This window comes from Nocardiopsis sp. NRRL B-16309, assembly GCF_001279585.1.
Taxonomy (GTDB): domain Bacteria; phylum Actinomycetota; class Actinomycetes; order Streptosporangiales; family Streptosporangiaceae; genus Nocardiopsis.
Genome location: NZ_LGEC01000003.1, coordinates 111,271 through 138,270, shown reverse-complemented (window position 1 = coordinate 138,270; position 27,000 = coordinate 111,271). Strand labels below are relative to the sequence as shown.

The 27,000-nt window shown below is 73.4% G+C and carries 23 protein-coding genes; 10 read left to right on the top strand and 13 right to left on the bottom strand.

All coding sequences use genetic code 11. The features are described 5' to 3' along the window. Positions 1 to 881 precede the first annotated feature (881 nt). Complete coding sequence (locus ADL05_RS02325; RefSeq protein ID WP_053615161.1) at positions 882 to 1,373, top strand: Lrp/AsnC family transcriptional regulator; 492 nt, start codon at positions 882 to 884, stop codon at positions 1,371 to 1,373. Positions 1,374 to 1,405: 32 nt separating this feature from the next. Here ADL05_RS02325 and ADL05_RS02320 read toward each other — a convergent pair whose 3' ends face one another. Genes ADL05_RS02320 through deoC form a run of 6 tightly spaced genes read right to left on the bottom strand, consistent with a single transcriptional unit; the run spans position 1,406 to position 7,912 of the window. Then, entirely contained in the window at positions 1,406 to 3,076 is a 1,671-nt protein-coding gene (locus ADL05_RS02320; protein WP_053615160.1) for a phospho-sugar mutase, read from the bottom strand. A gap of 17 nt (positions 3,077 to 3,093) precedes the next feature. Further along, positions 3,094 to 3,891, bottom strand: a complete 798-nt coding sequence (locus tag ADL05_RS02315) for a purine-nucleoside phosphorylase (RefSeq protein ID WP_053615159.1) — start codon at positions 3,889 to 3,891, stop codon at positions 3,094 to 3,096. Next, complete coding sequence (locus tag ADL05_RS02310; protein WP_053615158.1) at positions 3,888 to 4,535, bottom strand: N-acetyltransferase; 648 nt, start codon at positions 4,533 to 4,535, stop codon at positions 3,888 to 3,890. The genes ADL05_RS02315 and ADL05_RS02310 overlap by 4 nt, the downstream gene beginning before the upstream one ends. Before the next feature lie 58 nt (positions 4,536 to 4,593). Then, positions 4,594 to 5,538, bottom strand: a complete 945-nt coding sequence (locus ADL05_RS02305) for an aldehyde dehydrogenase family protein (RefSeq protein ID WP_053615157.1) — start codon at positions 5,536 to 5,538, stop codon at positions 4,594 to 4,596. Continuing rightward, entirely contained in the window at positions 5,531 to 6,961 is a 1,431-nt protein-coding gene (locus tag ADL05_RS02300; RefSeq protein WP_053615156.1) for an aldehyde dehydrogenase family protein, read from the bottom strand. The genes ADL05_RS02305 and ADL05_RS02300 overlap by 8 nt, the downstream gene beginning before the upstream one ends. A gap of 3 nt (positions 6,962 to 6,964) precedes the next feature. Continuing rightward, positions 6,965 to 7,912: a deoxyribose-phosphate aldolase gene (gene deoC / locus ADL05_RS02295; protein ID WP_053615155.1), complete on the bottom strand. Its 948-nt coding sequence runs from the start codon at positions 7,910 to 7,912 to the stop codon at positions 6,965 to 6,967. 414 nt (positions 7,913 to 8,326) lie between these two features. Between deoC and ADL05_RS02290 the strand changes: the two genes are divergently transcribed. Then, positions 8,327 to 9,013, top strand: coding sequence for a hypothetical protein (locus ADL05_RS02290; RefSeq protein WP_053615154.1), 687 nt, complete (start codon positions 8,327 to 8,329; stop codon positions 9,011 to 9,013). An 80-nt stretch (positions 9,014 to 9,093) separates the two neighbouring features. On the opposite strand, the gene ADL05_RS02285 is transcribed toward ADL05_RS02290, so the two are convergent. The 3 genes from ADL05_RS02285 to ADL05_RS02275 all read right to left on the bottom strand — a co-directional run bounded on the left by ADL05_RS02285 (position 9,094) and on the right by ADL05_RS02275 (position 13,459). Further along, positions 9,094 to 10,347, bottom strand: a complete 1,254-nt coding sequence (locus ADL05_RS02285; RefSeq protein ID WP_053615153.1) for a heparan-alpha-glucosaminide N-acetyltransferase domain-containing protein — start codon at positions 10,345 to 10,347, stop codon at positions 9,094 to 9,096. Between the two features lie 86 nt (positions 10,348 to 10,433). Beyond that, entirely contained in the window at positions 10,434 to 12,488 is a 2,055-nt protein-coding gene (locus tag ADL05_RS02280; protein ID WP_053615152.1) for an acetoacetate--CoA ligase, read from the bottom strand. 296 nt (positions 12,489 to 12,784) lie between these two features. Further along, the gene (locus tag ADL05_RS02275; protein ID WP_053615151.1) at positions 12,785 to 13,459 is read right to left on the bottom strand and encodes an HAD family hydrolase; all 675 of its coding nucleotides are present in this window, start codon (positions 13,457 to 13,459) and stop codon (positions 12,785 to 12,787) included. Positions 13,460 to 13,677: 218 nt separating this feature from the next. Between ADL05_RS02275 and ADL05_RS02270 the strand changes: the two genes are divergently transcribed. Then, on the top strand, positions 13,678 to 15,687 hold the full coding sequence (locus ADL05_RS02270) for a Xaa-Pro dipeptidyl-peptidase (protein ID WP_053615150.1): 2,010 nt from the start codon (positions 13,678 to 13,680) through the stop codon (positions 15,685 to 15,687). 25 nt (positions 15,688 to 15,712) lie between these two features. Here ADL05_RS02270 and ADL05_RS02265 read toward each other — a convergent pair whose 3' ends face one another. Further along, complete coding sequence (locus tag ADL05_RS02265) at positions 15,713 to 16,360, bottom strand: DUF4126 domain-containing protein (RefSeq protein WP_053615149.1); 648 nt, start codon at positions 16,358 to 16,360, stop codon at positions 15,713 to 15,715. Positions 16,361 to 16,477: 117 nt separating this feature from the next. Further along, positions 16,478 to 16,723, bottom strand: coding sequence for a DUF2630 family protein (locus ADL05_RS02260; protein WP_053615148.1), 246 nt, complete (start codon positions 16,721 to 16,723; stop codon positions 16,478 to 16,480). A 266-nt stretch (positions 16,724 to 16,989) separates the two neighbouring features. On the opposite strand from ADL05_RS02260, the gene ADL05_RS02255 reads away from it, so the two are divergent. Together ADL05_RS02255 and ADL05_RS02250 are read left to right on the top strand one after the other, a co-directional pair. Next, entirely contained in the window at positions 16,990 to 17,280 is a 291-nt protein-coding gene (locus ADL05_RS02255; RefSeq protein WP_053615147.1) for a metal-sensitive transcriptional regulator, read from the top strand. 74 nt (positions 17,281 to 17,354) lie between these two features. Next, positions 17,355 to 18,029, top strand: coding sequence for a hypothetical protein (locus tag ADL05_RS02250; RefSeq protein ID WP_053615146.1), 675 nt, complete (start codon positions 17,355 to 17,357; stop codon positions 18,027 to 18,029). Here ADL05_RS02250 and ADL05_RS02245 read toward each other — a convergent pair. Both ADL05_RS02245 and ADL05_RS02240 read right to left on the bottom strand, forming a co-directional pair. Beyond that, positions 18,014 to 19,390 carry an NAD(P)/FAD-dependent oxidoreductase gene (locus ADL05_RS02245; RefSeq protein ID WP_053615145.1) on the bottom strand — a complete coding sequence of 459 codons (1,377 nt, stop codon included), beginning with the start codon at positions 19,388 to 19,390 and terminating at the stop codon, positions 18,014 to 18,016. The two genes, ADL05_RS02250 and ADL05_RS02245, sit on opposite strands and share 16 nt — an antisense overlap. A gap of 337 nt (positions 19,391 to 19,727) precedes the next feature. Beyond that, positions 19,728 to 20,324, bottom strand: a complete 597-nt coding sequence (locus tag ADL05_RS02240) for a TetR/AcrR family transcriptional regulator (RefSeq protein ID WP_053615144.1) — start codon at positions 20,322 to 20,324, stop codon at positions 19,728 to 19,730. A gap of 121 nt (positions 20,325 to 20,445) precedes the next feature. On the opposite strand from ADL05_RS02240, the gene ADL05_RS02235 reads away from it, so the two are divergent. The 5 genes from ADL05_RS02235 (at position 20,446) to ADL05_RS30980 (ending at position 26,971) form a co-directional block, all read left to right on the top strand. Next, a complete protein-coding gene (locus ADL05_RS02235) occupies positions 20,446 to 22,071 on the top strand; it encodes a carboxyl transferase domain-containing protein (protein ID WP_369800874.1) in 1,626 nt (541 codons plus the stop codon). Between the two features lie 121 nt (positions 22,072 to 22,192). Next, a complete protein-coding gene (locus tag ADL05_RS02230; RefSeq protein ID WP_231640576.1) occupies positions 22,193 to 24,247 on the top strand; it encodes a biotin carboxylase N-terminal domain-containing protein in 2,055 nt (684 codons plus the stop codon). Continuing rightward, positions 24,244 to 25,401, top strand: coding sequence for an acyl-CoA dehydrogenase family protein (locus tag ADL05_RS02225; protein WP_053615141.1), 1,158 nt, complete (start codon positions 24,244 to 24,246; stop codon positions 25,399 to 25,401). The genes ADL05_RS02230 and ADL05_RS02225 overlap by 4 nt, the downstream gene beginning before the upstream one ends. 595 nt (positions 25,402 to 25,996) lie before the next feature. Beyond that, positions 25,997 to 26,677 carry a hypothetical protein gene (locus ADL05_RS02220; protein ID WP_053615140.1) on the top strand — a complete coding sequence of 227 codons (681 nt, stop codon included), beginning with the start codon at positions 25,997 to 25,999 and terminating at the stop codon, positions 26,675 to 26,677. A gap of 126 nt (positions 26,678 to 26,803) precedes the next feature. Then, complete coding sequence (locus ADL05_RS30980; RefSeq protein WP_197285655.1) at positions 26,804 to 26,971, top strand: hypothetical protein; 168 nt, start codon at positions 26,804 to 26,806, stop codon at positions 26,969 to 26,971. The last annotated feature ends 29 nt before the right edge of the window (positions 26,972 to 27,000 follow it).

The window sequence follows — 27,000 nt, the reverse complement described above, 5'->3', positions numbered from 1 at the left end:
CGACGGTCAGGGGCGTCCGGACGCGCAGCGTCTCCGTTGAGGGGGGAAGCCCCACTCCCCCCGGAAGGGCCCTGGGGCGATGGCGGGCGACGATCGGGGATGTCCGGACGCGCAGCGTCTCCGTTGAGGGGGGAAGCCCCACTCCCCCCGGAAGGGCCCTGGGGCGATGGCGGGCGACGGGTGGGCATGTCGAGCGGCTCCCAACGTGGCCCCGTCGCTCGCGCGGTCAGGGCTCGGGGTGGTTCACGGTCTACCTCTGATTCTCCGGAAGACTCGACAGATACGCTAGATATCTGCTCGTACTTGATACATTCGCGCACGAATCAGGGCAATATGTTCGCGATCGTCCAGCTACGAGGGCACCCAAAGCCCGAAAAGGACACCATGGCCTGTACGCCCCCGAACCATCCCTGATCGCCCTTCGGCGCGCACGCCTGCGCACGTCCGCGAACACCCGCGGTGATCGACTGGACCAGAACGGCCATGGTGGCGCTCCCACCTACCAGTCGTCGACGAAATGGCCGATAAACGCGACAAACAGTCCCGGAAACGGCGTGACGCGAGATCTTCTGCCACGTTCTTCACGGCCCGGTGTAGTTACTCACCAGTCAGGGAAACCCCCGTCCCACCGCGGGCATCCACCATGAGTACAGTCAGACGCCCGGCGCGCTCCCCGGCACGTCGGGCCAGAACGGGGGCCCGCGCCCGCTCCGCCCGACTCCCCCGACCCTGCCCCCGTCCGGTCCGCATTCCGATCCATACGTCTCGCCATATGGGACGACGATGGACGAAAACAACGTTTACCTGGTAGTTCGTTAGCCCCCGTCAATGACGACACCGGGGGTCAACGGCTACGACAAGAGCACACGAGGAGCACGCACATGGCCATGGGCGAACAGCGCAGGAACGGCCGGCGGCCGGATACGACCGACCAGACGATCCTCAGCGCGCTCGCCAAGGACGCGCGAACCGGGATCACGGAGATCGCCGCGCTCGCGAACGTCTCCCGGGCCACCGCCTACAACCGGATCAAGCGGCTCACCGACGAGGGCGTCATCCGCGGGTACTCCGTGGTGACGGACCACTCCAAGATGGGTCTCGGGGTCACCGCGCTCGTCCTCATCTCCGGCAGCCAGCCAGACTGGAGGGCCAACAGGGAGATCCTGTCCTCCTACCCGGAGATCGAGTACTGCTGGTACGTGGTGGGCTCCGCCGACATCGTCCTCCTCGTCCGCGTCGCCAACACCAACCAGCTGCGCGACCTGATCCTGACCCGCCTGCAGTCGCTCCCCGGTGTGACGTCCACCCAGACGCTCACCGTCATCGACGAGGTCGTACACCGACCGGTCGTGGAGCCCACGACGGCCGACTAGCGCGAGTCCGGCGGGTACTCACCGGCCACCGGTCACGCACCCACAGCACCGGCGACCGAGGCCATCAGCTCGGAGAGCAGTTCCGAGCCGCGCGCGCGGGTGGCCCCCACGTCGCCGTCCACGTCCAACACCACCTCGACGTAGGCCTTCAGCTTGGGCTCGGTGCCCGAGGGCCGCAGCGTCACGCGTCCCCGGACGCTGCCCTCCAACCGGAAGCGCAGCGCGTCGGTCGGCGGCAGATCCCCGCGGCCACCGGCGAAGTCGTCGACTCCCGCGACCTTCAGGGGGCCGAACGCGGCGGGCGGTTCGGCGCGCAACCGCCCCATCGCCGCGGCGATGACCGACAGGTCGTCCACCCGCACCGACAGCTGGTCGCTCAGGTGCAGCCCGTACCGCCGGGCCTGCGCGTCGAGCAGGTCGACCAGGGTCATCCCCTCGCGCTTGGCGCCCGCGGCCAGCGCCGCCACGACCAGCGCCGCGCTGATCCCGTCCTTGTCGGCCACCGGTCGGCCGCCGTCTCCGCCCACGCAGTACCCCAGGGCCTCCTCGAAGCAGAACACCCGGCGCTGCCCCGGCGCCCCCGCCCGCGCCAGCCACTTGAACCCGGTCAGGGTCTCCTCGTAGTGCACGCCCCGGTCCGCCGCGATCCTGGCGAGCAGGCTGGAGGAGACGATCGAGGTGGCCACCACCCGTTCCGGCCCGGAGGTGTGGTCGAGCACGTACTCCGCCAGCAGCCCGCCGACCTCGTTGCCGGTGAGCAGCCCGTACCCGGGCACGGCCACCGCCAGGCGGTCGGCGTCGGGGTCGTTGGCGATCACCAGGTCGGCCCCCGCCGCCTCACCCTCGGCCGCGGCCATGTCCATGGCGCCCGGCTCCTCGGGGTTGGGGAACTCCACGGTCGGGAAGTCGGGGTCGGGCTCGAACTGGGCGGCGACCACGGCCGGACGGGGGAATCCCGCCCGTTCCATGGCCCGCAGCAGCACCCGGCCGCCCACGCCGTGCATGGCGGTGTAGGCCGTCGACAGGTCGCGGTCCGAGCCCAGCGGCAGCGCGGTGACCGCCGCCAGGTAGCGCTCCACGGCCTCCTCGCCCAGGACCGTCCAGTCCTCGCCCAGGGGCAGCGAGCCGACCGGCCCGACGGCGTCGATGGCCGCGGCGATCTCCGTGTCGATCGGGGAGACGATCTGGGCCCCGGCGTCGGGGCCGGAGCCTCCGACGTAGACCTTGTAGCCGTTGTCCTGCGGCGGGTTGTGGCTGGCGGTCACCATGATCCCGGCGTCCGCGCCCAGGTCGCGCACGGCGAAGGCCAGCACGGGGGTGGGCAGCGGGCCCGGCAGGACCGACACCCGGTGCCCGGCTCCGGTGAGCACTGCCGCGCTGGCGGCGGCGAAGTCGGCGGAGCGGTGCCGGGCGTCGTAGCCGATGACCACGTGGCGGCCGCCGCCGAGCCAGGCGGCGATCCCGGCGGCGGCCCGCATGACCACGACGCGGTTCATCCGGTTGGGCCCGGCGCCCAGGGCGCCGCGCAGGCCGGCCGTGCCGAACTCCAGACCCCCGGCGAAGCGGTCGGCGAGGTCGGCCAGCGCGTCCTCCCCTCCGTCCTCGGCCAGGGCCAGCAGCCCGGCCAGCTCCGCGCGCGTGTCGGGGTCGGGGTCCTGGTCGAGCCAGTCCCGGGCCCGGGTGAGGAGTTCGGCGTCGGTCATCGGCGGTCGGGGTCCCTTCAGAGTTTCGCGACGATGTCGGCGAGCAGGCGGCCCATGGTCCCGGCGGCGTCGCGGCCGGTGGTCAGCACCTTCTCGTGGTCGAGGTCGGCGCCCTCCAGCCCGGCGGCGACGTTGGTGACCAGGGACAGCCCGAGCACCCTGGCCCCCGCCTCGCGGGCGGCGATGGCCTCCAGCGCGGTGGACATGCCGACCAGGTCGGCGCCCATGGCCCGCAGCATGCGGATCTCGGCGGGCGTCTCGAAGTGCGGGCCGGGCATGGCGGCGTAGACGCCCTCGGGCAGCTCCGGCGCGACCGAGCGGGCCAGCGCGCGCAGCTCACCGGAGTAGGTGTCGGAGAGGTCGACGAAGGAGGCGCCGGTCAGCGGGGACCGCGCGGTCATGTTGATGTGGTCGGCGATGAGCACCGCGGAGCCCACCGGATAGTCGGGGTTGATGCCGCCCGCGGCGTTGGTGAGCACGACCGTGCGCGCCCCGGCGGCCACGGCGGTGCGCACCCCGTGGACGACGGCGTCGGTGCCGTGGCCCTCGTACAGGTGGGTGCGGCCGAGGAAGGCGAGGATCGCGCGGTCGCCGTCACTGATGCTGCGCACGGTGCCGCTGTGGCCGGCGACCCCCGGCGGGAGGAAGCCCGGGAGGTCGGCGGCGGGGAACTCGTGGGTGGAGTCGCCGAGGAGGTCGGCGGCCGGGGCCCAGCCCGATCCCATGACCAGGGCGACGTCGTAGGCGTCCACACCGGTGCGCGAGCGCAGCTCGGTCGCGGCCTCCTCGGCGGCGGCCTGGGGTGTGCGAGTCACTGGGTGTTCTCCGTTCGTTCGTGGCGCGGGAGCGGCGCGTGGTGCACTCCCGTGGCCAGAGGGCGGGACATGACGAGTTGCGGGCCGGCGCTCTCCACGATCCGCCGTCCGGTGGGGGCGAACCCGGCGGCGGCGTAGACGCGCTCCGCCTGGTGGTTGGCCTCGTTGACGCACAGCACGATCTCGGCGGTGGCGGGAGCCACGCCCGCGACCAGGAGGTCCAGCAGCGGGGCGGCGCACGCCGCCCGCCCGACCCCCCGGCCCTGCCATTCTGGCGTGACGTAGTAGGCGCGCAGCAGTACCGCGCGCTCCGGCGCGTCGACCAGCGGGACGAGGGCGGCGCCCCGGTCGATGATGCCGAAGCCGACACAGGCCAGCCTGGCGGCGGCCGCGTCGGTGGGCGCGGCGCCGGTGCGCACGACGGCGAACGGGAAGCGGTCGGGGTCGGCGTCGGCGGCGGGCAGGGTGGCCACGGGCAGGCCCGTGTACCGGGACTGGCCGGGGGCCAGCCGGTGGCGCAGCACGGCCCGGCGCAGGTGCGCGACCTCCGGTGTGGTCCGGTCCAGGCGGACCAGGCGCAGGCCGGGGACGCACCCGCCGTCGGGTTCCTGCGGTTCGGTCTGTCCTCGCGTGTTCGTCGGCACCTTCGCTCCTCGTCGGCCACGTCGGACCGGGACCCGGGCGGGCCCCGGTCCGACAGTGTCACACCCCGATCGGATGCCAGACGGTCTTGGTCTCCAGGAACGGCGTCATCCGGGAGGTGCCGGGGTCGGGGTCCAGCCAGGCGTCCTCGCCCCCGCCGGACTCGGGTCCGGGGCGCACGACCCTGGTCAGCGTCGTGGCCGCGGTCTCCTCGAACCCGGTGGCCAGGTCGCCGGCCCCGGTCAGGTCCAGGGCGTTGACGTCGGCGTGCGCGGCCAGGTGCGGGCCGAGTTCGCCCGCGCGGCCGGTGAGCAGGTTGACCACGCCGCCGGGCAGGTCGGAGGTGGCCAGGACCTCGGCCAGGTCGACGGCGGCCAGGGGCGCGTGCTCGGAGGTGACCACGACGGCGGTGTTGCCGGTGGCGATGACCGGGGCGACCACGCTGGTCAGTCCGAGCAGCGGGGCGTCCTGGGGCGCGAACACGGCCACGACGCCGGTGGGCTCGGGCGCGGAGTGGTTGTAGTACGGGCCCGAGACCGGGTTGGCCCCGCCGAGCACCTGGGCGACCTTGTCGGTCCATCCCGCGTAGTACACCCAGCGGTCGACGGCGGCCGAGACCACGCGTGAGGCGGCCTCGCGGGACAGCCCCTGCGCGGCCACGGCCTGCGCGGCGAACTGCTCGCGCCGGCCCTCCAGTACCTCGGCGACCCGGTAGAGGATCTGGCCGCGGTTGTAGGCGGTGCGCGCCGACCAGCCGCCGAAGGCCTTGCGGGCCGCTACGACGGCCTCGCGCGCGTCCTTGCGCGACGCGAGGGAGGCGTTGGCCAGGTGGTCGCCCTTGGCTGAGGTCACCGGGTAGCTCCTGCCGGACTCCGAGCGCGGGAAGGCCCCGCCCAGGTAGAGCTTGTAGGTCTTGCGGACCGCCAGGCGCCCGGGGACGGGGGCCGGCTCGGCGGCGCCCTTCCCGGGGTTCTTCCCGGCGTTGCCCTTGCGCCGCTCAGCCAAGGTAGGCCTCCAATCCGTGGCGTCCGCCCTCGCGGCCGTATCCCGACTCCTTGTAGCCGCCGAAGGGGCTGGTCGGGTCGAACTTGTTGAACGTGTTGGACCAGATGACGCCGGCGCGCAGCCGCTCGGCGGTCCAGAGCATGCGCGAGCCCTTCTCGGTCCACACGCCCGCGGACAGCCCGTAGGGGGTGTTGTTGGCCTTGGCCACCGCCTCCTCCGGCGTGCGGAAGGTCAGCACGGACAGCACCGGGCCGAAGATCTCCTCGCGGGCGACCCGGTGGGCCTGGCTGACGCCGGTCAGCAGGGTCGGCGCGAACCAGTAGCCGGTGGAGGGCAGGTCGCACGGCGGCGACCAGCGCTCGACGCCCTCCTCCGCGCCGGAGTCGGTGAGCTCGCGGATGCGCTCCAGCTGGGCGGCGGAGTTGATCGCGCCGATGTCGGTGTTCTTGTCCAGCGGGTCGCCCAGGCGCAGCTTGGCCACCCGGTCCCTCAGCCGGGGCAGCAGCTCCTCGGCGATCGACTCCTGGACGAGCAGTCGGGACCCGGCGCAGCACACGTGGCCCTGGTTGAAGAAGATGCCGGAGACGATCCCCTCGACGGCCTGGTCGATCGCGGCGTCGTCGTAGACGATGTTGGCGCCCTTGCCGCCCAGCTCCAGGGTGAGGCGCTTGCCGGTGCCGGCGACCGAGCGGGCGATCCGGCGGCCGACCTCCGTGGAGCCGGTGAAGGCGACCTTGTCGGTGCCGGGGTGCTCGACCAGCGCGCGGCCGGTCTCGCCCGCGCCCGTGAGGATGTTGACCACGCCCGGGGGCAGGTCGGCCTCCTGGCAGATCTCGGCGAAGACCAGCGCGGTCAGCGGCGTGGTCTCGGCGGGTTTGAGCACGACCGTGTTGCCGGTGGCCAGCGCCGGGGCGATCTTCCACGCGAGCATGAGCAGCGGGAAGTTCCACGGGATGACCTGGGCGGCCACGCCCAGCGGGCGCGGGTCGGGGCCCAGGCCCGCGTGGCGGAGCTTGTCGGCCCAGCCCGCGTAGTAGAAGAAGTGCGCGGCGACCAGCGGCAGGTCGACGTCGCGCGTCTCCTTGATGGGCTTGCCGTTGTCCATGGACTCCAGCACGGCCAGCTCGCGCGAGCGCTCCTGGATGATCCGGGCGACGCGGAAGAGGTACTTGCCGCGCTCGGCGCCGCTCATCCGGCTCCACACGGTCTCGTGGGCACGGCGGGCGGCGGCGACGGCGCGGTCGACGTCGGCCTCCCCGGCGACGGCGACCTGGGCGAGCTTGGTCTCGTCGGCGGGGTTGAGCGTGGTGAGGTACTCGCCGCCCTCGGCGGGGCGGAACTCACCGTCGACGAACAGGTCGTAGGTCTCGCGCAGGGTGACGACGGAGCGGGACTCCGGCGCGGGCGCGTACTCGAAGATCACGGCTCAGTCCTGCGTGTAGTAGTCGGGGCCCGGGTAGGTGCCCGTGGTCAGCCTGGTGCGCTGCATGAGCAGGTCGTTGAGCAGGCTGGAGGCACCGATCCGGAACAGGTCCGGGTTGAGCCAGGCGGGGCCGGCGATCTCGTTGACCAGCACCAGCTGGCGGATGGCGTCCTTGGTGGTGCGGATGCCGCCCGCGGGCTTGACGCCCACGCGGGCGCCGGTGGCGGCGTGGTGGTCGCGCACGGCCTCCAGCATGACCAGGACCACGGGCGGGGTCGCGGCGGGCGCCACCTTGCCGGTGGAGGTCTTGATGAAGTCGGCCCCGGCGCGGATGGCCAGGTGCGAGGCGCGGCGCACGTTGTCGTAGGTGACCAGCTCGCCGGTCTCCAGGATGACCTTCAGATGGGCGGGGCCGCAGGCCTCCTTGACGGCGGTGATCTCGTCGTGGACCTTCAGGTAGTCCCCGGACAGGAACGCGCCGCGGTCGATGACCATGTCGATCTCGGCGGCCCCGTCGGCCACCGCGCGCCGGGTGTCGGCGAGCTTGACCTCCAGGGGCGCGCGGCCCGCGGGGAAGGCGGTGGCGACCGAGGCCACGCCCACGCCGGTGCCGCGCAGGGCCCCGACGGCCGTGGCGACCATGTCGGGGTACACGCACACGGCGCCCACCCGGGGCACGGTGCGGTCGGCGGGGTCGGGGAGGGCGGCCTTGGCGCACAGGGCGCGCACCTTGCCGGGTGTGTCGGCGCCCTCCAGGGTGGTCAGGTCGACCATCGAGATGGCCAGGTCGATCGCCTGAGCCTTGGCGGTGGTCTTGATCGACCGCGTGGCCAGGTCCTGGGCGCGGGCACGCGCGCCGACCTCGTCCACGCCCGGGAGGCCGTGCAGGAACGCCCGGAGCGCGCGGTTGGTCGTCGCCTCCGGCGCTGTTGCGGTGTGGGACACGGGCACCTACTGCTCGGTGGGTCGGTGTGCTGGTCACGGGGCCCGCGGGCGCTGTGGCCAGCGCAGACGTGGGCCTCGGCGGTCCGGTGCGGGCGGGGTCTCCCCCGGCTCGGGGCCGTCAGGCAGTCACCATAACCCCGGGCGCCGCCGACGTCAGTACCCGCCCGGACCGCGCCACCGAAGGTTGGAGGAGACTCCAACCGCCGAGTCGTCCCACCTTTGGCACATCATCCAACCCGGCACCGGAAATCCCTGAGAACGGCCCCCTGGCGACTCTCGGACGCCGCCGTCGGCACGCTCGCGGTCTAGACCGGACAGACCACCGCGCCCGGGCCGCGGGCGGGTGGAACCGGCGGCCGGGTCGCGGCTCCGGCGGCGCACCGGGCCCGTCCGGCGGGGCGGAGGTCCTAATCTGGGGACATGGCGGAGTTCCGGATCAGTAGCGACGACACCCAGGTCGACCTGCGCAGGATGGCCACCGCGCTGGCCGAGTCCCAGGGCTGGGCCCGCGAGGACGTCAGCATCTGGGACAACCGGCAGGGCGAGGTCATCGTCACCGTCGACGACGCGCTGCTGCGCAAGCGCGAGGTCGACCCCCTGCACCGCCCCCGGCACACGCCGCATGCCGTGCACGAGGCGTGCGAGTACCTGCGCCGCGAGGACGCCTCGCTGCGCCGGGTGGACTTCCGCGTCCTGCGCGACGTCACGGCGCGGTTCTTCTCCGCCGGGTGGACCGTCGCCGACGTGCTGCACGCCCTGGCCGCGCGGCCGGACGGCGCGGCCTGGCCCGAGGGTCCGGAGTACCACGGCACCGACTGGTTCCAGTCGCGGCTGAAGGCCTGGCGGACCGCCAACGGCGACATCCGGCCCTCACACTCGCAGGAGGCCGCCCAGCTGCGCGTGATCAGCCGCGCGGGGCTGCCCATGGACATCGGGCTGCCCGAGGACGCCGAGGTCGCCCAGCGCCCCGTGGCGAGCCGCGCGGTGGCCCGCTCGGCGGCCGACGACGCGCGCCGCCTCATCCGGCAGAACGCGCGCACCACCACCGACTCCCTGGCCCTGCGCGACCGCACCTCGCACAACATCACCCGCCCCGGCGATTCCTAGGGCGTGCCAGGCACGGGGCCGCCCCGGTGCCCCCGGGCCACGCGGGGCGTGGGCGGGCGCGCCGCACGGTCCGGCCGGGCTCACGGCGCGCGGCGCCGCTCCTCCACGATCTCGACGGCGCCGTCTGCGGCCGCGGCCAGGCCCGCCTCGGCCGGCCCCCGGCCCGCGACCAGGCGCCACACGGTGGCGAGGACGAGCGCGCCGAGCACGAACCACTCCAGCAGCCAGGGCTGGCGCCACTCGGCCGCGTCGCCCGCGACGATCACCATCAGGACCAGGATGTGCCCCGTGTAGACCGTCAGGGGCATCCGGCCCACGGAGGCGAGCGGGTACATCAGCCACCGGGCGCGCTCGGCCAGCCACATGCACGCCACCAGCACGATGAGGGCCTGACCGACCGCCTCGGCGATCTCGAAGGTCGTCCCGGTGTGCGGCGTGTTCACCGCCAGCCACCACCAGCTGTCGGTGGGGACCTGCCCGGAGATCGACTCGGCCTCCTCCATCACGCCCTCGCGCAACTGCGCCAGGAGCACCGGGTCCATGCCGGGGGCGATGGGGAAGCCCCCCATGAACGCGGTGCCCTCCTCCACCAGGCGGTCGAGTCCGCCCAAGGGATGGAGCAGCAGCCATGACCCCCCGTAGGCGAAGACCGTCAGGCCCGCGCCGGCCGCCAGCAGCCGCAGCCGCACGCCCGTGGAGCGCAGGTCCGTCCGTCCCACGGCCAGGCCCGCGGCCACGAACGCCATGAAGGTGATCGCCGGGTAGTAGCCGGTGAGGAGGAACTCGGTGAGCGAGGACAGGGAGGACGTGCGGGGCTCGGGGTCGACGACCGTGTCGCGCAGCAGGAAGGACAGCGGCGGCCCCAGGACCGCCAGGACGCCCGCCACCGCCCACAGCGCTCCCGAGCGCAGGCGGGTCAGCGGCAGGGCCAGCACGAAGAAGCCGGCGTAGTAGGTGAGGATGATGGCGACCGGCACGCCGGTCAGGTCCAGCAGGATGCCGAGCAGTCCGATGAGCAGGGCGCGGGTGAGCACCCGCACGGCGGCGCTCCGGTGGGCGTCGCCGGTGACGGGCTCGGTCCGGCCGGTCATCAGCGCCAGGGAGAGTCCGGCCAGCAGCGCGAACAGCGCCGAGGAGTTGCCGCGCACCTGGCCGTGCAGGGTCCACGCGTAGCCCTCGGGGGACAGCAGTCCCATGGAGTCCACGCCCAGGTGCACGGTGAACATGCCGAAGACCGCGATGGCGCGCGCCGCGTCGACGCCGTCGATACGTGAGGGTCCGGAGGGGGCCGCGTCGGGGGAGGCGGCGGCGTCGTCGGATCGGTTCTGTGCCACGTTCGTCAGCGTATGCGGGTTCCACGCGCCTGCCCAAGGCCGCACGTCGCACCGGGCGGGAGGCGCCGCCTCCCGCCCGGTGCGGGTCACTCCCCGCGGGCGAGCTCGCTGAAGTGGTCCAGCGCCTCGGGGTTGGCCAGGGAGTCGCGGCTGGCGGCCTTCTCCGGGTCCTCCCCCATGAGGATGCGCTTGACCGGCACCTCCAGGACCTTGCCCGACAGGGTGCGCGGCACCGCGCCGATGGCGCGGACGCGGTCCGGCACGTGCCGGGGCGAGCAGTCGGTACGGATCCGCCGGGCGATCTCCCTGGGCAGGTCGCCCTCCAGGTCCGCGCCGGGCCTGAGCACCGTGAACAGCTCGATCCGGGACGACCCGTCCTTCTGGGGCACGTCCACCACCAGGGCGTCGAGGACGTCGTCCAGCGCCAGGACGGCGCGGTAGATCTCGCTGGTGCCCATGCGCACCCCGCCGCGGTTGATGGTGGAGTCCGAGCGGCCGTAGATGATCGCGGTGCCGCGCTCGGTGATCTCGATCCAGTCGCCGTGGCGCCACACGCCCGGGTAGACGGAGAAGTAGCTGTCGCGCAGGCGCTCGCCGTCGGTGTCGCCCCAGAAGAAGACCGGCATGGACGGGGCGGGCTCGGTCACGACGAGTTCGCCGACCTCGCCCACCAGCTCCTTGCCGTGGGGGTCCCAGGAGGCCACGGCCATGCCCAGGGCGCGCGACTGGATCTCGCCCTCGTAGACCGGCAGGGTCGGGGTGCCGCCCACCAGGCAGCTGCACACGTCCGTGCCGCCGCTGGTGGAGAACAGCCACAGGTCGTCGCCGAACTCCTCGTACACCCAGGCGAACGCCTCCGGGCTGAGCGGGGAGCCCGTCGAGCCGATCGCCCGCAGCTTCGACAGGTCCCGGCCCCGCGCGGGGTGCACGCCCTCCTTCATGCAGGAGGACAGGTACCCCGCGCTGGTGCCGAACACCGTCACCCCGGCCCCGGCCGCCAGGTCCCACAGTCCGCCCAGGTCGGGAGCGGGCGGTTCGGCGGCCGAGGGCCCGGAGGCGGCGGAGGGCGACGCGTGGGCGGGGCTGCCGTCGTACAGGACGATGGAGGCCTTGGTCAGCAGGACGCTGACCAGGAAGTTCCACATCATCCAGCCGGTGGTGGTGAACCAGAAGACCCGGTCGTCCTCCCGGGCGTCCAGGTGCAGGTGCAGGTTCTTGAGCTGTTCGAGGAGGATGCCGCCGTGCCCGTGCACGATCGCCTTGGGCAGGCCGGTGGTGCCCGAGGAGTACAGGACCCACAGGGGGTGGTCGAAGGGTACGGAGGCGAACTCCAGCTCCGCGTCGGTGCCGGACGCCTCCAGGTCGCCCCACGCGAGGGTGCCCTCCATCGGCCGGCCGGGCCGGAGGTGGTCCAGGAGCACGGTGTGCTCGACGGTGGGCAGGGCGGCGCGCAGCTCCTCCACCACGGGGCGGCGGTCGAAGTCCTTGCCCCCGTAGCGGTAGCCGTCGACCGCCAGCAGGACCTTCGGCTCGATCTGCGCGAAGCGGTCGATGACGCTGCGCACGCCGAAGTCCGGTGAACAGGAGGACCACACCGCGCCCAGGGAGGACACGGCGAAGAACGCGGCGACGGTCTCGGGCAGGTTGGGCAGGTAGCCGACCACCCGGTCGCCGGGCCCGACGCCGAGCCGGCGCAGCCCCGCGGCGATGGCGGCGGTGCGGCGGCGCAGCTCGCCCCAGGTCCACTCGCCCAGCGGCCGCAGCTCGGAGGCGTGCCGGATCGCGACCGTGTCGTCGTCGCGGCCCTCGAACACGTGCCGCGCGTAGTTGAGGGTGGCGCCGGGGAACCAGCGGGCCCCGGGCATGACGCGTTCGGGCAGGACCTCCTCGTAGGGGGTGTCGGCCCGGACGCCGAAGTACTCCCAGACCGAGGCCCAGAAGTCCTCGATGTCGGTGGTCGACCAGCGCCACAGGGCCTCGTAGTCGAACGCCCCGGCCGCCTCCGGGGTCGCCCCCGGCCGGCCGAAGGCCCGCACACCCCTGCGGTCCGCGGCCCATCGGGCGAACGCGACGATGTTGGAGGATTCGATCGTCGCCTCGCCGGGCTCCCAGAGCACCCGGGGGACGCTGCTCTCCGTCATTGGCCCGCCTTCCAGATCTGTGTGTCCTATGGCTTCTGAGACCCATCTAACAACACGGGCCGGGGACGGCGAAGCCCCGGCCTCGCCCTGGCGGGCGCCGGGGCTCGGACGCGTGTGCGCAGGTCACCACGGGGATCCTGGGGCTGTGGGAGCCCCACGTGCGGGGTGTGCGCCGAGGGTGGGAGTCCCCCATTGACATCCGCCGGACGCACCCCTCCACCAGTGGTAGGACCATCCGACCTCGCAGGGTGTGACGGCCGGCTGCGACGGAGCGCACGCGGCGCGGCCGCCGCCCGTCAGGCGGCGCGCAGCGCCGAGACGGCCGCCACGGGGGTGTCCACGACCAGGGCGCCGGTGGCCGCCAGGCGCTCAGGGGCCATGAGCCCGCTCGTGACCAGGATGGCGTTGGCGCCCGCCTCGCGGGCGGCGCGGGCGTCGTCGTCGATGTCGCCGATGAGCACGACCTTGGCGGGGTCGACGCCCTGCTGGTCCAGGTGGCGCACCAGGTGTTCGGCCTTGGAGTCCTGCTCGGTCTCGAACCGGCGCCCGTCCACCCGCTCGAAGTGGCCGGTCAGGCCGCGCTCGGCGACCAGCGGCACGAGGTGGTCGTGCGAGGCCATGGACAGCAGGGACTGGCTGCCGCCGCCGTCGCGCCAGGTGTGCAGCACGTCGGGAACGCCCTCGGACAGGGAGCAGGAGGGCAGGTGCTCCAGGTAGTGGGAGTCGTAGAGCTCTTCGGCCCGCTCCCACTCGCCGTCCGCGAAGGCGCGCCCCAGGAGCTCTTCGTAGCAGGGGACGAGGGGGCGCCGGAAGACCGACCGCCAGTACTCCAGCTCCACCGGGGGACGGCCGAACGCGGCGCACACGGCGTTCACCGCGGCGAGGTTGGCGTGGTTGTCGTCCAGGAGGGTGCCGTTCCAGTCCCAGACGATGTGCGTGATGTCGTTTCGGTCGAATGTCATCTCAGTCATTGGTCGCACTGTAGGACAATCACCCGGTGTGGCGCCCTGCTTTTCCAGGATGACCTGCGTCGCTTCCGTGCGTTGGCGCGCCCCTGCCGGAAGAGTGGCCCACGCGGGCGGGGACGGCCATAGCGCTTTCGATAACGCGGCCTTGGACCCCTTGGGCGCACGGTCGGGTTCGGGGACGATGGCCCGACTCGAAACCCCCTTCGACGAGGAGCCACCCCTTGCCACCATCCCCCGGCAGCGCACGATTCCTCCTCACGCGCGCGGGCGCCGTCGCCGCCGCCGCGCTGACGGCCGCCACGGTGCTGACCGCGCCGGCGGCGGCCGAACCCCCGTCACTGGACATCGTGGACGGCCGCACCCAGGTCGCCTTCGAGTTCGCGGACGCGATCTACCAGGAGGTCGACATCCGGACGGAGGCCGACAGCGACGGCGACGGCGAGTTCGACACGGTCCGCATGCGGATCCTGCGCCCGAAGGAGAGCGACGCGGGCCTGGACGTCGCCACCATCATCGAGCCCAGCCCCTACTGGGCGGGCGGCAACCCGGTCGCCAACCACGACGTGGACCTGGACACCGACGAGGCCGACACCGTCCCGCGCGGCGGCCGCCCCGGCGGACCGCGCGCCGACGAGACCGCTCTGGGCGCGGCCCTGGACCCCGCGGGCACCGGCGACCCCGAGGCCGCGGCCGAGCGCTCAGGGCCCAACACCTCCTTCTCGGGCTACTACGACAACTACTTCCTGCCGCGCGGGTACGCCGTGGCCCAGGTCGACAGCCTGGGCAGCGGCGACTCCACCGGCTGCCCCACCTCGGGCGCGCACAACGAGTCGCTCGGGGTCAAGGCGGCCGTGGAGTGGCTGACCGGCGACGCCGTCGGCTGGGACGCCGACGGCGAGGAGGTCACCGCCGACTGGTCCAACGGGGCGGCGGCGATGACGGGGATCTCCTACAACGGGACGCTGCCCACCGCCGCGGCCACGACCGGCGTGGAGGGTCTGAAGACGATCGTCCCGCAGGCGGCGATCTCCTCCTGGTACGGCTACTACCGCGAGGGCGGCGCCGTGCGCGCGCCCGGCGGCTACCAGGGCGAGGACGCCGACGTCCTGGCCGAGTACGTGTACACCCGCGACGACGCAGAGATCTGCCGTCCGGTGATCGACGCGCTCACCGAGGAGCAGGACCGGGTCACCGGCGACTACAGCGCGTTCTGGGACGAGCGGAACTACCTCGACGACGCCGACGAGATCCGGGCGAGCGTGTTCCTGGTGCACGGGCTCAACGACCGCAACGTCATGCCGCGCCAGGCCGCGGACCTGTGGGCGGCCCTGGAGGAGAACGACGTGCCGCGCAAGCTGTGGCTGCACCAGGGCGGGCACATCAACCAGCTCTACCTGCGGACCGACCCGTGGCTGGACCAGCTGCACGGCTGGTTCGACCACTGGCTCTACGGGGTCGACAACGGCATCACCGACGAGCCCGCCGTAGACGTGGAGGGCGCCGACGGCACGTGGACGACCCAGGCGGACTGGCCCGGTGAGGGCACCGCGCCGGTCAAGCTGCACATGAACACCGATCCCGGCGCCGCCACCGGCGGGCTGGCACCGCGCCCGCGGCCGGTCCGCGACGGCACCGAGTCCTTCACCGACCAGGGCCGCACCCTCTCGCCCGACGCGCTGCTCGGCGACCCGGACTCCCCCGGGACGTCGTCACTGGTGTACGTGACCGAGGAACTGGGCGAGGACGTGCGGCTGAGCGGTTCGGCCGAGGTCTCGGTGCGCGCCGCGATGGACGGCCCCTCGCCGTTCCTCACGGCCGCCCTGGTCGACCTGGGCACGGCGGAGCGGCCGACCGGCCGCCTGCGGTACGACTTCGACGACATGAACTGCTACGGCGAGTCCGTGCCGGGCGACACCGGCTGCGTCCCGACCGCGCACCACGTGACCGAGGAGGCCGACCACGCGATCGTCGCGCGCGGCTGGCTGGACGCGCGCAACCGCACCTCCCTGGAGCGGCAGCGGCCGGTGGTGGCCGGGCAGTACCACCGCTACCGGTGGGAGCTGCAGCCGGGCGACCACGTGTTCCCGGCCGGGCACCGGATCGGGGTCATGGTGGTCTCGACCGACCACGACCACACCCTGCGCTACCCGGCCGGCACCGAGGTGAGCGTCGACACCAACTCCGCGCACGTGACCCTGCCGATCGCCCAGGGGCGCGACGCCCTCGACTGACCGGTCACCGGTCACGCCTCACCCGTCACTGGCGCCCCCGCTCTCCCGCGGGGGCGCCCTCGTCCGCCGCCTTCCCGGCACGGCGCCGACGGCGCCCGCGCACCGCCCACACCCCGGCGGCGACCATCAGGGGGAACACCACCAGGATCAGCAGCGGCAGCAGGATCGCCACCAGGGAGGTCACGAAGCTGACCACGTCCTCCAGGAACGACACGACCGGGGCGGCCACGCCGAAGCTCACGGAGTTCAGGACCGGGCGGGCCAGGGTCTTGGCGGCGTGGAAGACGAGGGCGATCACCATGCCCGCGATGACCGGGCCCCAGCTCACGCCGTCACCGGTCTCGGCCGCGGAGGCGGCGGCGGTGCCCGTGAGCTCGGTGAGGTCGACGGCGGAGGCGCCCGCGCCGAAGGTGATGCCGCCCGCGGAGGGCCGGATCACCGTCTGGACGACGTCGTTGAGGCTGTCGAGGGCGGGGATCTTGTCCGCGGCGAACTCGACCACCAGGAGCACGGTGAGGGACACGAGGGTGACCGGGTGCTCCAGCCACTGCCAGGCGGCCCCGAGCGGGACGAGATCGGTGAAGCGTGCGATCAACCCGACCGCGAGGAGGGGGATGTAGGCGTTGAGCCCTGCCGCGGAGGACAGACCCAGGCCGGTGAGGGTGGCGATCATGGTTTCCTTCGTGAGCTGCGTGCGACGGCGGGGGCCGCGCTCGGGCGCGGCCACCGCCGTGGCGCCGTCCTACCGGGAGTGGACGCTCGCGAGGGCCCGGTGGTTTCGCCGTCTCCCCTACTGCCAGTACTGCTCGACCTCGGGCGCCGGGCGGACCTGCGCCTCGTCGGGGTCCTGTCCGTGCTCGCTGCGGGCGCGCCGCTGCCGGAGCAGGTCCCAGCACTGGTCGAGCGACTCCTCCACCTCCCTCATCCGGGACCGTTCGGCGGGCTCCAGCCCTCCGGGCCGGGAGCGGAGCGTGTGCTCCTCGTCCATCAGGGCGCGGATGGTGGCCAGGATCTCGTTCTCGGCACTGTGGCTCATACCGCCATCGTCGGACCGTCGGGGGCCCGGGGCAAGGCTCCGGGCCCCGGCTTACCGAGTGCGGACCCGGAGTTGACGCGCGCCCGCGCGGGGCCCGGCACGCGGTGTCCCGCCCCGCGATGTCTGGGAAACTCCTCATACAGCCGTGTTCACGGTGGAAGCGGCACGCGGCGACGAGTGCGGAATGCCGCCCGACCGTCCGCGGTTGGATACCTTGAGGGGGTATGGTAATGGCATCTGATCAGGGACGACACAGAGACGGCGGCATGGCGGGCAACCACGGTTACAGCGACGACAAGCAGAGCCACATCAACCGGCTGCGCCGCATCGAGGGACAGATCCGCGGCCTGCAGCGCATGGTCGAGGACGATCAGTACTGCATCGACATCCTCACCCAGACCTCGGCGGTCAACAAGGCGTTGCGCTCCTTCGCGCTGTCCATGCTCGACGAGCACCTCAAGCACTGCGTGGCCAACGCGGTCGCCAACGGCGGCGACGAGGCGGACGAGAAGGTCCGCGAGGCCTCCGACGCCATCGCCAGGCTGGTCCGCTCCTGAGGCAGTCGTGACCGGTTCCGGCCGTCCCCGGACGCCGCCGACCGGTCGGCGCGCCACCGCTTATTCTGGGCGCCATGTCCCCCGAAGAACAGTCGCGTCCCCCCGCGTCCAACCTCCGTTCCACCGCCCTGGAGCGGCGGTTGGCGGTTCCCGTCCTCCTCGCGGCGGTGGTGTCCGTCCCGGCCCTCTTCCTCGGCGTCTGGGGCGAGGGCTTCTGGGCCACGGCCGGTGACCGGATCAACTGGGCGGCCGGCATCGTCCTGTGGGGCGAGTGGATCCTGCTGATCGCCCTCGCCGACAACAAGCGCGCGTGGCTGCGCACGCACTGGTGGGCGACCGTCATCGCGGCCGTGACCGTGCCCGCGGTCATCTTCGCCCTCGGCCCGGCCCAGATCCTGCGGCTGGTACGCGCGTTCGGAGCCCTCCCCCTGCTGCGCGTCACCCGGATCATCGAGGCGGGCGGGGTCCTGCGCCGCCGCATGGGCCTGACCGGTCGGCTCGGCCGGGCGGTGGCCGCCGCGACGACCCTGCTGGCCGCCGTGTTCGTGACCGCGGTCATGGCCGACCCCGCCTCGGCCAGCCGCGGCTACGTCGAGGAGGCCATCGCCTTCCTGGGCCCCTGGCCGACCGCGCTGGCGGTGGCGGTCACCGCGGCCGCCACCGCCGTGGTCCTCGGCTACCGCTGGCGCCGGGTCCGCGCCGTGCGGGCGCGCACCGGACCGGCGCACCCGCCTCAGTCCTCGCCGTAGCGCTCGCGCAGGTTCTCCAGCAGCCGGGCGCCCTCCCTGCCCGCGCTCTCGGTGTCCAGGTAGTCCACGTCCTCGTTGGCCACGAAGGACGCCGGGCGCCCGTCGTCGGCGAAACCGAGCCGCGAGACCTCGCCACCGGTGGCCGCCCTGATCGCCCAGTTGGCCACGATGCGCGCCCGGGCGGGCGCCGAGGGCACCGCCGCCAGGTGGTAGCCGCGGGTGACGGCCAGCGCGGGCAGCCCGGTGAGCTCGAACTTCAGCACGCGGGCCAGGGCGTCCTTGCCGCTCAGGTCCACCACGAGCCCCATGTCGCGGTGCCGGAACTCCTGCAGCGGCCGCCCCAGGATCGAGGCGCACACGTTCTCGGCCGCGGTCGCCGCCTGCCGGCTCGCGTACTGGGCGGTCGGCGGGCAGTACGGGCTCTCCGGGTGGGAGAGGTTGGGCACCGCCGCCGCGTCCCCGACCGCGAACACCTCGGGCAGTCCCGGGACGCGCAGGTCGGAGTCGACCTCCAGTCGGCCCCGCTGGGTGGGCTTGCCCAGGGTCTCCATGAGGGGGCTGGGCGCCACACCGGCGGTCCAGATGAGCGTGCGGCAGGGCAGGGCCCGCCCGTCGGTCAGGACCACCTTGTCGGCGGTGACCTCGCGGACGCTGACCTTGAGCTTGACCTCGATCCCCATCGAGCGCAGCATGTCCAGCGCCCGGCGGCCGAGCCGGTCGCCGAGTTCCGGCAGCACCTTGGGCGCGATGTCGACCAGGTGCCAGCGGATCACCGACCGCAGTTCGGGGTAGCGACGGGCGGCCTCCTCGGTCAGGCGCATGAGCGAGGCGGCGGTCTCCACGCCGGTGTAGCCGCCGCCGACGACGATGAAGCGGCAGCGCTCCTCGCGTTCGACCGGGTCGCGGCTGTCGTTGGCCAGTTCCAGTTGGGCCAGGACGTGGTCGCGCAGCAGCACGGCCTCGGCGAGCGTCTTGGCCCCGTACGCGTGCTCGGTCAGGCCGGGGATGTCGAAGCCGCGGGTCAGGCCGCCGGGGGCCAGGACCAGGCGGTCGTAGGGCACCGGCGCCAGCTCCCCGGTGGCACGGCGCACGACGACCGTGCGGTCGGCGGTGTCGACGCCGACGGCGTGCCCGGGGATCAGGCGGGTGTCCCGGGTGAGCCGGTGCACGGACATCGCGACCGACTGGGGTGTGAGCAGGCCCGAGGCCACCTGGGGCAGCAAGGGGCTGTAGAGCATGTAGTCGTGTGGTGCGACGAGGGCGATGTCGGCCGCCCCTGTCGGGATACGGCGTTCGAGGTGACGCAGGGTGTGGACGCCGCCGAAACCCGCGCCTACCACCACGATCCGAGGCCGAGACATTGGTACACCGCTCCTTCTTCGTGTCGTGGTGCGGTACGTCCGTCACACCCGGACGAGGCCGGGACGTGGGGCGTACCCACTTCACCGCGGCCGAATGTACGGTCGGCGGAACCCGTCACCCGCGTTCCCACGCGGAACGTTCCGTGCTCTTTGTCCGACTTTTGTGCTGGGTCGACACGGAACCGCGCCGTGCGCCTGGCGCCGACCGCGCGAGCCAGGTGAGCACCGCCGGGCACTCCGCGTCAGCGGTCGGGAAGGCGCCGGAGGCCGCTCGGGACTCCCGGGGACTTGTTGGGGCTACCAGGGCGACCGGGACTACTCGGTCGTCGGGCTCCGGTCAGACGGCGGCGCCGTCCGCGGCGGCGACGGGCGCGGTGAGGGCGGCGGTCCCCATGGTCAGCAGCAGGTCCGCCATCTCCGCGCGGTCGAGGCCGCCACGGCTGTGCGGGGTGGAGTTGAGCAGGCCGAAGGCGGCGTGCACGGCGGCGCGCAGGACGTCGTCGGTGTCGTGGGGCCGCAGCTCGGCCAGCACGCCGACCCACTGTTCGACGTAGCCGCGCTGGAGGCGCCGGACGCGGTACTGGTCGGCTTCGGTGAGGTGGCCGAGTTCGCGGTCGTGGACCGTGATGAGCGCGGGCTCGTCCAGGGCGAAGGCGATGTGCCCGCGCAGGAGCAGGTCCAGCGCCTCCCGCGCGTCGCGCGCCGCGGCCACGAGCTCGGCGCCCTGGCGGGCCAGCCGGTCGCTGATGTCCACCAGGACCTCGCCGAGCAGGGCCTCCTTGCCGGGGAAGTGCCGGTAGAGGGCGGGACCGCTGGTACCCACGGCGCGGCCGAGGTCGTCGATGGTCACCCCGCGGAACCCGCGTGCGGCGAACAGCTCCGCGGCCGCCCCCAGGATCGCCGTCCGGCGCTCCCCCGTCGGTCTGGACCCCATGGACGCCCGCCTCTCCCGCCGTCGTCGCGCCAGTTTCGCGCGTCGGTCTGGACACACATGTTAGTAGTTACTAACATCACTCATGTTAGTGAGCATTAACATCCCTCCACGAGAGGACACCATGAGCAGGGCACCCGTGCTCGGCTCGGCGGTGGACACCGCCGGGCCCGCGTTCGCCGCCAACGACGCGGCGAACCGCGCCCTCGCCCTGGAGCTGCGCGAGCGGATCGCGACCGCCGCCCTGGGCGGCCCGGAGAAGACCCGGGCACGACACGTCGAACGCGGCAAGCTGCTGCCGCGCGACCGCGTCGACCTCCTCCTCGACCCCGGCTCCCCCTTCCTGGAGATCGCGCCCCTGGCCGCCTACGGGCTCTACGGCGCGGACGGCCAGGACGCCCCCGGGGCCGGCATGATCGCGGGTGTGGGCCGGGTCGCCGGCCGCCCGACGGTCGTGGTCGCCAACGACGCCACGGTCAAGGGCGGCAGCTACTACCCGATGACGGTGAAGAAGCACCTGCGGGCGCAGGAGGTGGCACTGCACAACCGGCTGCCGTGCGTCTACCTGGCCGACTCCGGCGGCGCCTTCCTGCCCATGCAGGACGACGTGTTCCCCGACCGCGAGCACTTCGGCCGCATCTTCTACAACCAGGCCACCATGTCCCGGATGGGCATCCCGCAGATCGCCGCGGTGCTGGGCTCGTGCACGGCCGGGGGCGCCTACGTCCCTGCCATGAGCGACGAGGCCGTCATCGTCCGCGACCAGGGCACCATCTTCCTGGGCGGGCCGCCGCTGGTGAAGGCGGCCACCGGGGAGGTCGTCACCGCCGAGGAGCTGGGCGGCGGCGACCTGCACTCGCGCGTGTCGGGCGTGACCGACCACCTGGCCGACGACGACGCCCACGCGCTCACCATCGTGCGGCGCGTGGCCGACACCCTCGGCCCGGTCGGCGAGCCGGCGTGGGAGGTGCGCGAGCCCCGCCCGCCGGCGCACGACCCGCAGGAGCTGTACGGCGTGGTGCCCGCCGACACCCGCACGCCCTACGACGTGCGCGAGGTCATCGCCCGCGTGGTGGACGGCAGCGAGTTCACCGAGTTCAAGGCCGAGTACGGCACCACCCTGGTCACCGGGTTCGCGCACATCCACGGGCACCCCGTGGGCGTCATCGCCAACAACGGCATCCTGTTCGCGGAGTCCGCGCTCAAGGGCGCCCACTTCATCGAGCTGTGCGACCGGCGCTCCGTCCCGCTGGTGTTCCTACAGAACATCTCCGGGTTCATGGTGGGCCGCGACTACGAGGCCGGCGGCATCGCCAAGCACGGGGCCAAGATGGTCACGGCCGTGGCCTGCGCGCGCGTCCCCAAGTTCACCGTGGTCGTCGGCGGTTCGTTCGGCGCGGGCAACTACAGCATGTGCGGCCGCGCCTACTCGCCCCGGTTCCTGTGGATGTGGCCCAACGCCCGCATCTCCGTGATGGGCGGGGAGCAGGCGGCCTCGGTGCTGTCCACGGTGCGCCGCGACCAGCTCTCCGCCCGGGGCGAGGAGTGGTCCGAGCAGGACGAGGAGGCCTTCAAGGCGCCCATCCGCGACCAGTACGAGGAGCAGGGCAGCCCGTACTACTCCACCGCGCGCCTGTGGGACGACGGGGTCATCGACCCCGCCGACACCCGCGACGTGCTCGCCATGGCCCTGTCCGCCGCCCGCCACGCTCCGCTGGAGCCGGTGGGCTACGGCGTCTTCCGGATGTGAGGAACCCTTGACAACGACGTCCGCACCCTCCGTACCTCCGGTCCCCGTCGACCGGCCGGCCACCGTGCTGGTCGCCAACCGGGGCGAGATCGCCCTGCGCGTCCTGCGCACACTGCGCCGGATGGGCCTGGGCTCGGTGGCCGTGTTCACCGACGCCGACGCCGACGCCCCGCACACCCTGGCCGCCGACCGGGCGCTGCGCGTGGACGGCTACCTCGACGCCGCCGCGATCGTCGCCGCGGCCGTGGAGAGCGGCGCGACGATGGTCCACCCCGGCTACGGCTTCCTGTCGGAGAACGCCGCCTTCGCCCGCGCCTGCGCCGAGGCGGGCCTGGTGTTCGTCGGACCGCCCCCCGCCGCCATCGACGCCATGGGCGACAAGATCAGCGCCAAGGACACCGTCGCCGGCGCCGGCGTTCCGATCCTGGGCGGGTTCACCGAGAAGCCCGGACAGCCGATGAGCGACGAGGAACTGCTCGGCGCGGCCCGCGACACCAGGTACCCGCTGCTCATCAAGCCGTCGGCAGGGGGCGGCGGCAAGGGGATGCGCGCCGTGCACTCCCCCGCCGACCTGCCCGGCAGCGTCGCGGCCGCCCGCCGGGAGGCCGCGGCCTCCTTCGGCGACGCCACGCTGCTGGTGGAACGACTGGTCCAGCGCCCGCGCCACATCGAGGTGCAGGTCCTGGCCGACGCCCACGGCAACGTCGTGCACCTGGGCGAACGCGAGTGCAGCCTGCAGCGACGGCACCAGAAGGTGGTGGAGGAGGCGCCCTCGCCGCTGCTGACCGCCGAGCAGCGGGCCCTCATGGGCGAGTCCGCGGTCGCCGCCGCCCGGGCCTGCGGCTACGTGGGCGCGGGCACCGTGGAGTTCATCGCCGAGGCCGACCCGGACGGGTCCCTGTCGTTCTCCTTCCTGGAGATGAACACCCGCCTGCAGGTCGAGCACCCGGTGACCGAGGAGGTCGTGGCGATCGACGGCGTGCGCGGCATCGACCTCGTCGAGCTGCAGATCCGGGTGGCCCGGGGCGAGCCGCTGCCGTTCGGCCAGGCCGACGTGTCGATGCGGGGGCACGCCGTGGAGTGCCGGATCTACGCCGAGGACGCCGACCGGGGCTTCCTGCCCACCGGAGGGCCGATCCTGTCGCTGTCGGAGCCCTCGGGCGCGCTGGTGCGGGTGGACTCGGGGATCACCGAGGGCGGCGCGGTCACCTCGTCGTTCGACCCCATGCTGGCCAAGGTCATCACGTGGGGCGCCGACCGCGCCGAGGCGCTGCGCCGGATGGACGAGGCCCTGGCGGGGTACCTGCTCCTGGGCTGCGTCACCAACACCGCGTTCCTGCGCCGCCTGCTGCGCCACCCGCGCGTGGTCGCCGGGGACCTGAGCACAGACCTCATCGAGAGCGAGCCCCCGGAGCCCGCGCCCGACCGGGTGCCGCCCGAGGTGTACGCGGCCGCGGCGCTGGACCACCAGCTCGACCTGGAGGAGACCGACGGCTCGACGGCGGACCGGTTCGCCGTCCCCGACGGCTGGCGGATGGGCGGGCCCGCCTGGACCCGGTGGCGGCTGCGCGCGCCCCGGCACGACTCCGCCGTGGTGCGGGTCCGCCGCACGGGGCCGGGAACCTTCCTGGTCCGGGTGGAGGAGGACGCCGCGCGGGCGCCGGCGGGTCCGGCGGACGCCACCGGTCCGGTCGGCGCCGTCCCGGCCCGCGCCCACCGGACCGCGGACGGCACGCGGCTGACGGTCGGCTACGACGGGCGCAGCCGCACCTACACGCGGGCCTTCGACCCGGCCACCGACCACCGGTGGCTCGGCGCGGACGGCACCGCGTGGACCCTGCACGAGGAGCCCGTGGCCGCCGCCCTGCGCGACGACGCCGCCGCGGGCGACGGGACCGTGCGCAGCCCCATGCCGGGGACGGTGCTCGCCGTCCCGGTCGAGGTGGGGCAGGCGGTCGCGGCGGGCACGCCGGTGGCCGTCGTCGAAGCGATGAAGATGGAGCACTCCGTACCCTCCCCGATCGACGGAACCGTCACCGGCGTGGCGGTCCGGCCGGGGGCGTCCGTACCGATGGACGCCGTCCTGGTCACCGTCGAACCCGTCCCGGACGCCGAGGCGCACCCGCCCGCGGCCTCCGACTCCGCCCCCGCCACCAGCGAGGAGAACCAGCGATGAACCGTCACGAGCTGTCGACCGAGCACGCCGACCTGAGGGCCGCCGTGGAGGAGTTCGCCCGGACCGAGGTCGCCCCGGTCATCGGCGACTTCTACGAGAGGGGCGCCTTCCCCTACGACATCGTCGCCAAGATGGGGCGGATGGGGCTGTTCGGGCTGCCCTTCCCCGAGGAGCACGGGGGCATGGGCGGCGACTACTTCGCGCTGTGCCTGGCCCTGGAGGAGCTGGCCCGGGTGGACTCCTCGGTGGCGATCACCCTGGAGGCCGGGGTGTCGCTGGGCGCGATGCCGCTGTACCGGTTCGGGTCCGACGACCAGAGGAAGACGTACCTGCCCCGGCTGTGCTCCGGCGAGGCGCTGGGCGCGTTCGGTCTGACCGAGCCCGGCGGCGGCTCGGACGCGGGCGCCACCCGGACCACGGCGCGCCTGGAGGGCGGGGAGTGGGTGATCAACGGGACGAAGTCGTTCATCACCAACTCGGGGACCGACATCACCGCCTTGGTGACCGTCACGGCCGTGACCGGCCGGCGCGAGGACGGGCGCCCGGAGATCTCCGCGATCCTGGTCCCCGCGGGCACGCCGGGGTTCTCGATCGGGCAGCACTACTCGAAGGTGGGGTGGAACGCCTCGGACACCAACGAGCTGGTGTTCGAGGACTGCCGGGTGCCCGAGGCCAACCTGGTCGGCGAGCGCGGACGCGGGTACGCACAGTTCCTGCGGATCCTGGACGAGGGCCGGATCGCGATCGCCGCGCTCTCGGTGGGCCTGGCGCAGGGGTGCGTGGACGAGAGCGTGCGCTACGCCCACGAGCGCAGCGCGTTCGGGCACACCATCGGCGAGTACCAGGCGATCCAGTTCAAGATCGCCGAGATGGAGGCCCGGGCGCACACCGCCCGCCTGGCCTACTACGACGCCGCCTCGCGGATGCTGGCGGGCGAGCCGTTCAAGAAGGAGGCGGCGATCGCCAAGCTCGTCGCCTCCAACGCAGCGATGGACAACGCCCGCGACGCGACCCAGGTGTTCGGCGGCTACGGGTTCATGAACGAGTTCCCGGTGGGCCGGTTCTACCGCGACGCCAAGATCCTGGAGATCGGCGAGGGCACCAGCGAGGTCCAGAAGATGCTCATCGCCCGCGAGCTGGGACTTCCCACGTAGCCGATCGGGCTCCGGACGGTCTTCGGCGACCGCCCGGAGCCCGTTCGTGCCGCACGGGTCGCGGGCGGGACGGGTCGGCGGGCTGCGAGGACGAGCGCCCAGGGAAGCGCGGCACGCCGCCTCCCTCACACCGGTGCACGTCCGCCCGACGCTCTGTGTCCGCGGCGCCTCGCGCTCCTCGGCCTCACGCCGTCCGGCCGGCCTCCTTCGGCGGTGGCCGGTTCCGGTCAGGACCGAACCCGAGCGCCGACAGGGCCCCTCCCGCGCGGCGAACGCGCCGCCCCGGCTCTCGCGGCCGCTCGGCGCCGACCGCCCGAGCTGCGCGTTCGTGCTGGTCGCGCGCCCACGTGTGGCGCCGGTGCCACTGTGCGGCGCCCGCGGCACGAAGGGCGGCAGGGGCCCGCGACGGCCACTGGTACCCGAGGGTCGCCGGAGGACGACAGGAAGGGGTGACAAGCACCCGCAACCGACACAGAATGGACCCGAAAGGCCAGTGCGGATCCCATGAGCACGGGATCCGACGACCCGTCCCGCCCACGGCGGGCCCCGCCGCGAGTCCATGGTCGAGCATCTACCCGGCCGGAGGAGTCACCCGATGGAAGGCGTACTCGCCGTCATCGCACTGGTCGCCGTCGTGGTCTCCGCGGGGGCGATCACCGTCGCCGCCCACTTTCGTACCGAACGCTCCTCCGAGATGCGGGCCTGGGCCCGCGAGCACGGCTGGCACTACACCGAACACCACCCGCGACCGCTGGAGGACGCCGTCCTCCCCCGGCCCGTCCACGGCGAGCACGCCCGCGCCCAGCACGTCCTCACCGGGCGGCGCGGCCAGTACCTGGTCACCGCGTTCGAGCACACCCACACCGCCTCGGCCCCGGACCGGCGCGGCACCGGCCGCGCCCGGCAGACCTACCGCGTGGTGGCCGTGCGCACCCCCGGACCCGTCGCCGAACTGGAGATCCGCCGCCGCGATCTCGCTACGACCGTGCCCGACCACGGCCCCGGCGACGTGGATCCCGCGTTCGGCACCGCCTTCCACACCGTGGGCAGCGACGACGAGTTCACCCGGTCCGTGCTGGACCACGACACAGCGGCGTGGCTGCTGGCCGACTCCCGGTCGCGGTCGCTGCCGGTGCGCTTCACCGGCGACTACGTCCTGACCTGGGCTCCGATGGGCCTGGATCCGGACCGGGCGCTGACCGCCGCCGACTACCTCATCGAACTCCTCAACCGGATCCCGGCACAGGCGTGGCAGCGGCGCGCCCCCGGCGCCTGACACCGCTCCCGCGAGGCCGTCGGTACCCCGGTGCGCCGGAACGGCCCGTGCACGGGCACCGACGTGCGGTGTTCGTCATGTGGGCGGGATAAACTCCGGCTTGCCCCAACGCACAAGGAGAACCCCATGAGCGACCCCAACGCGACCCACCGCATCTCGCGTGCGGACCTGTTCCGCGACGATGAGGAGGAGGAGACCGCGGCCGCCCCGGACCCCAACGCGACGGCGCGCATCTCCCGTGAGGACCTCTTCCGGGACGACCAGGAGCCGCGGACGCCGCGCGAACGCTCCTGACCCTGCCCGGCGCCCGCCCCGGCGCTCCG

What these genes read in the sequence shown, in the direction of transcription:
- ADL05_RS02265 (WP_053615149.1), bottom strand. Translation starts at nt 16,360, where the DNA reads ATGATCGCCACCCTCACCGGCCTGGGTCTGTCCTCCGCGGCAGGGCTC.
- ADL05_RS02225 (WP_053615141.1), top strand. Translation starts at nt 24,244, where the DNA reads ATGAACCGTCACGAGCTGTCGACCGAGCACGCCGACCTGAGGGCCGCC.
- ADL05_RS02235 (WP_369800874.1), top strand. Translation starts at nt 20,446, where the DNA reads ATGAGCAGGGCACCCGTGCTCGGCTCGGCGGTGGACACCGCCGGGCCC.
- ADL05_RS02320 (WP_053615160.1), bottom strand. Translation starts at nt 3,076, where the DNA reads ATGACCGACGCCGAACTCCTCACCCGGGCCCGGGACTGGCTCGACCAG.
- ADL05_RS02275 (WP_053615151.1), bottom strand. Translation starts at nt 13,459, where the DNA reads ATGACTGAGATGACATTCGACCGAAACGACATCACGCACATCGTCTGG.
- ADL05_RS02290 (WP_053615154.1), top strand. Translation starts at nt 8,327, where the DNA reads ATGGCGGAGTTCCGGATCAGTAGCGACGACACCCAGGTCGACCTGCGC.
- ADL05_RS02260 (WP_053615148.1), bottom strand. Translation starts at nt 16,723, where the DNA reads ATGAGCCACAGTGCCGAGAACGAGATCCTGGCCACCATCCGCGCCCTG.
- ADL05_RS02230 (WP_231640576.1), top strand. Translation starts at nt 22,193, where the DNA reads ATGGGCCTGGGCTCGGTGGCCGTGTTCACCGACGCCGACGCCGACGCC.
- ADL05_RS02240 (WP_053615144.1), bottom strand. Translation starts at nt 20,324, where the DNA reads ATGGGGTCCAGACCGACGGGGGAGCGCCGGACGGCGATCCTGGGGGCG.
- ADL05_RS02255 (WP_053615147.1), top strand. Translation starts at nt 16,990, where the DNA reads ATGGCGGGCAACCACGGTTACAGCGACGACAAGCAGAGCCACATCAAC.
- ADL05_RS02280 (WP_053615152.1), bottom strand. Translation starts at nt 12,488, where the DNA reads ATGACGGAGAGCAGCGTCCCCCGGGTGCTCTGGGAGCCCGGCGAGGCG.
- ADL05_RS02250 (WP_053615146.1), top strand. Translation starts at nt 17,355, where the DNA reads ATGTCCCCCGAAGAACAGTCGCGTCCCCCCGCGTCCAACCTCCGTTCC.
- ADL05_RS02220 (WP_053615140.1), top strand. Translation starts at nt 25,997, where the DNA reads ATGGAAGGCGTACTCGCCGTCATCGCACTGGTCGCCGTCGTGGTCTCC.
- ADL05_RS02325 (WP_053615161.1), top strand. Translation starts at nt 882, where the DNA reads ATGGCCATGGGCGAACAGCGCAGGAACGGCCGGCGGCCGGATACGACC.
- ADL05_RS02245 (WP_053615145.1), bottom strand. Translation starts at nt 19,390, where the DNA reads ATGTCTCGGCCTCGGATCGTGGTGGTAGGCGCGGGTTTCGGCGGCGTC.
- ADL05_RS30980 (WP_197285655.1), top strand. Translation starts at nt 26,804, where the DNA reads ATGAGCGACCCCAACGCGACCCACCGCATCTCGCGTGCGGACCTGTTC.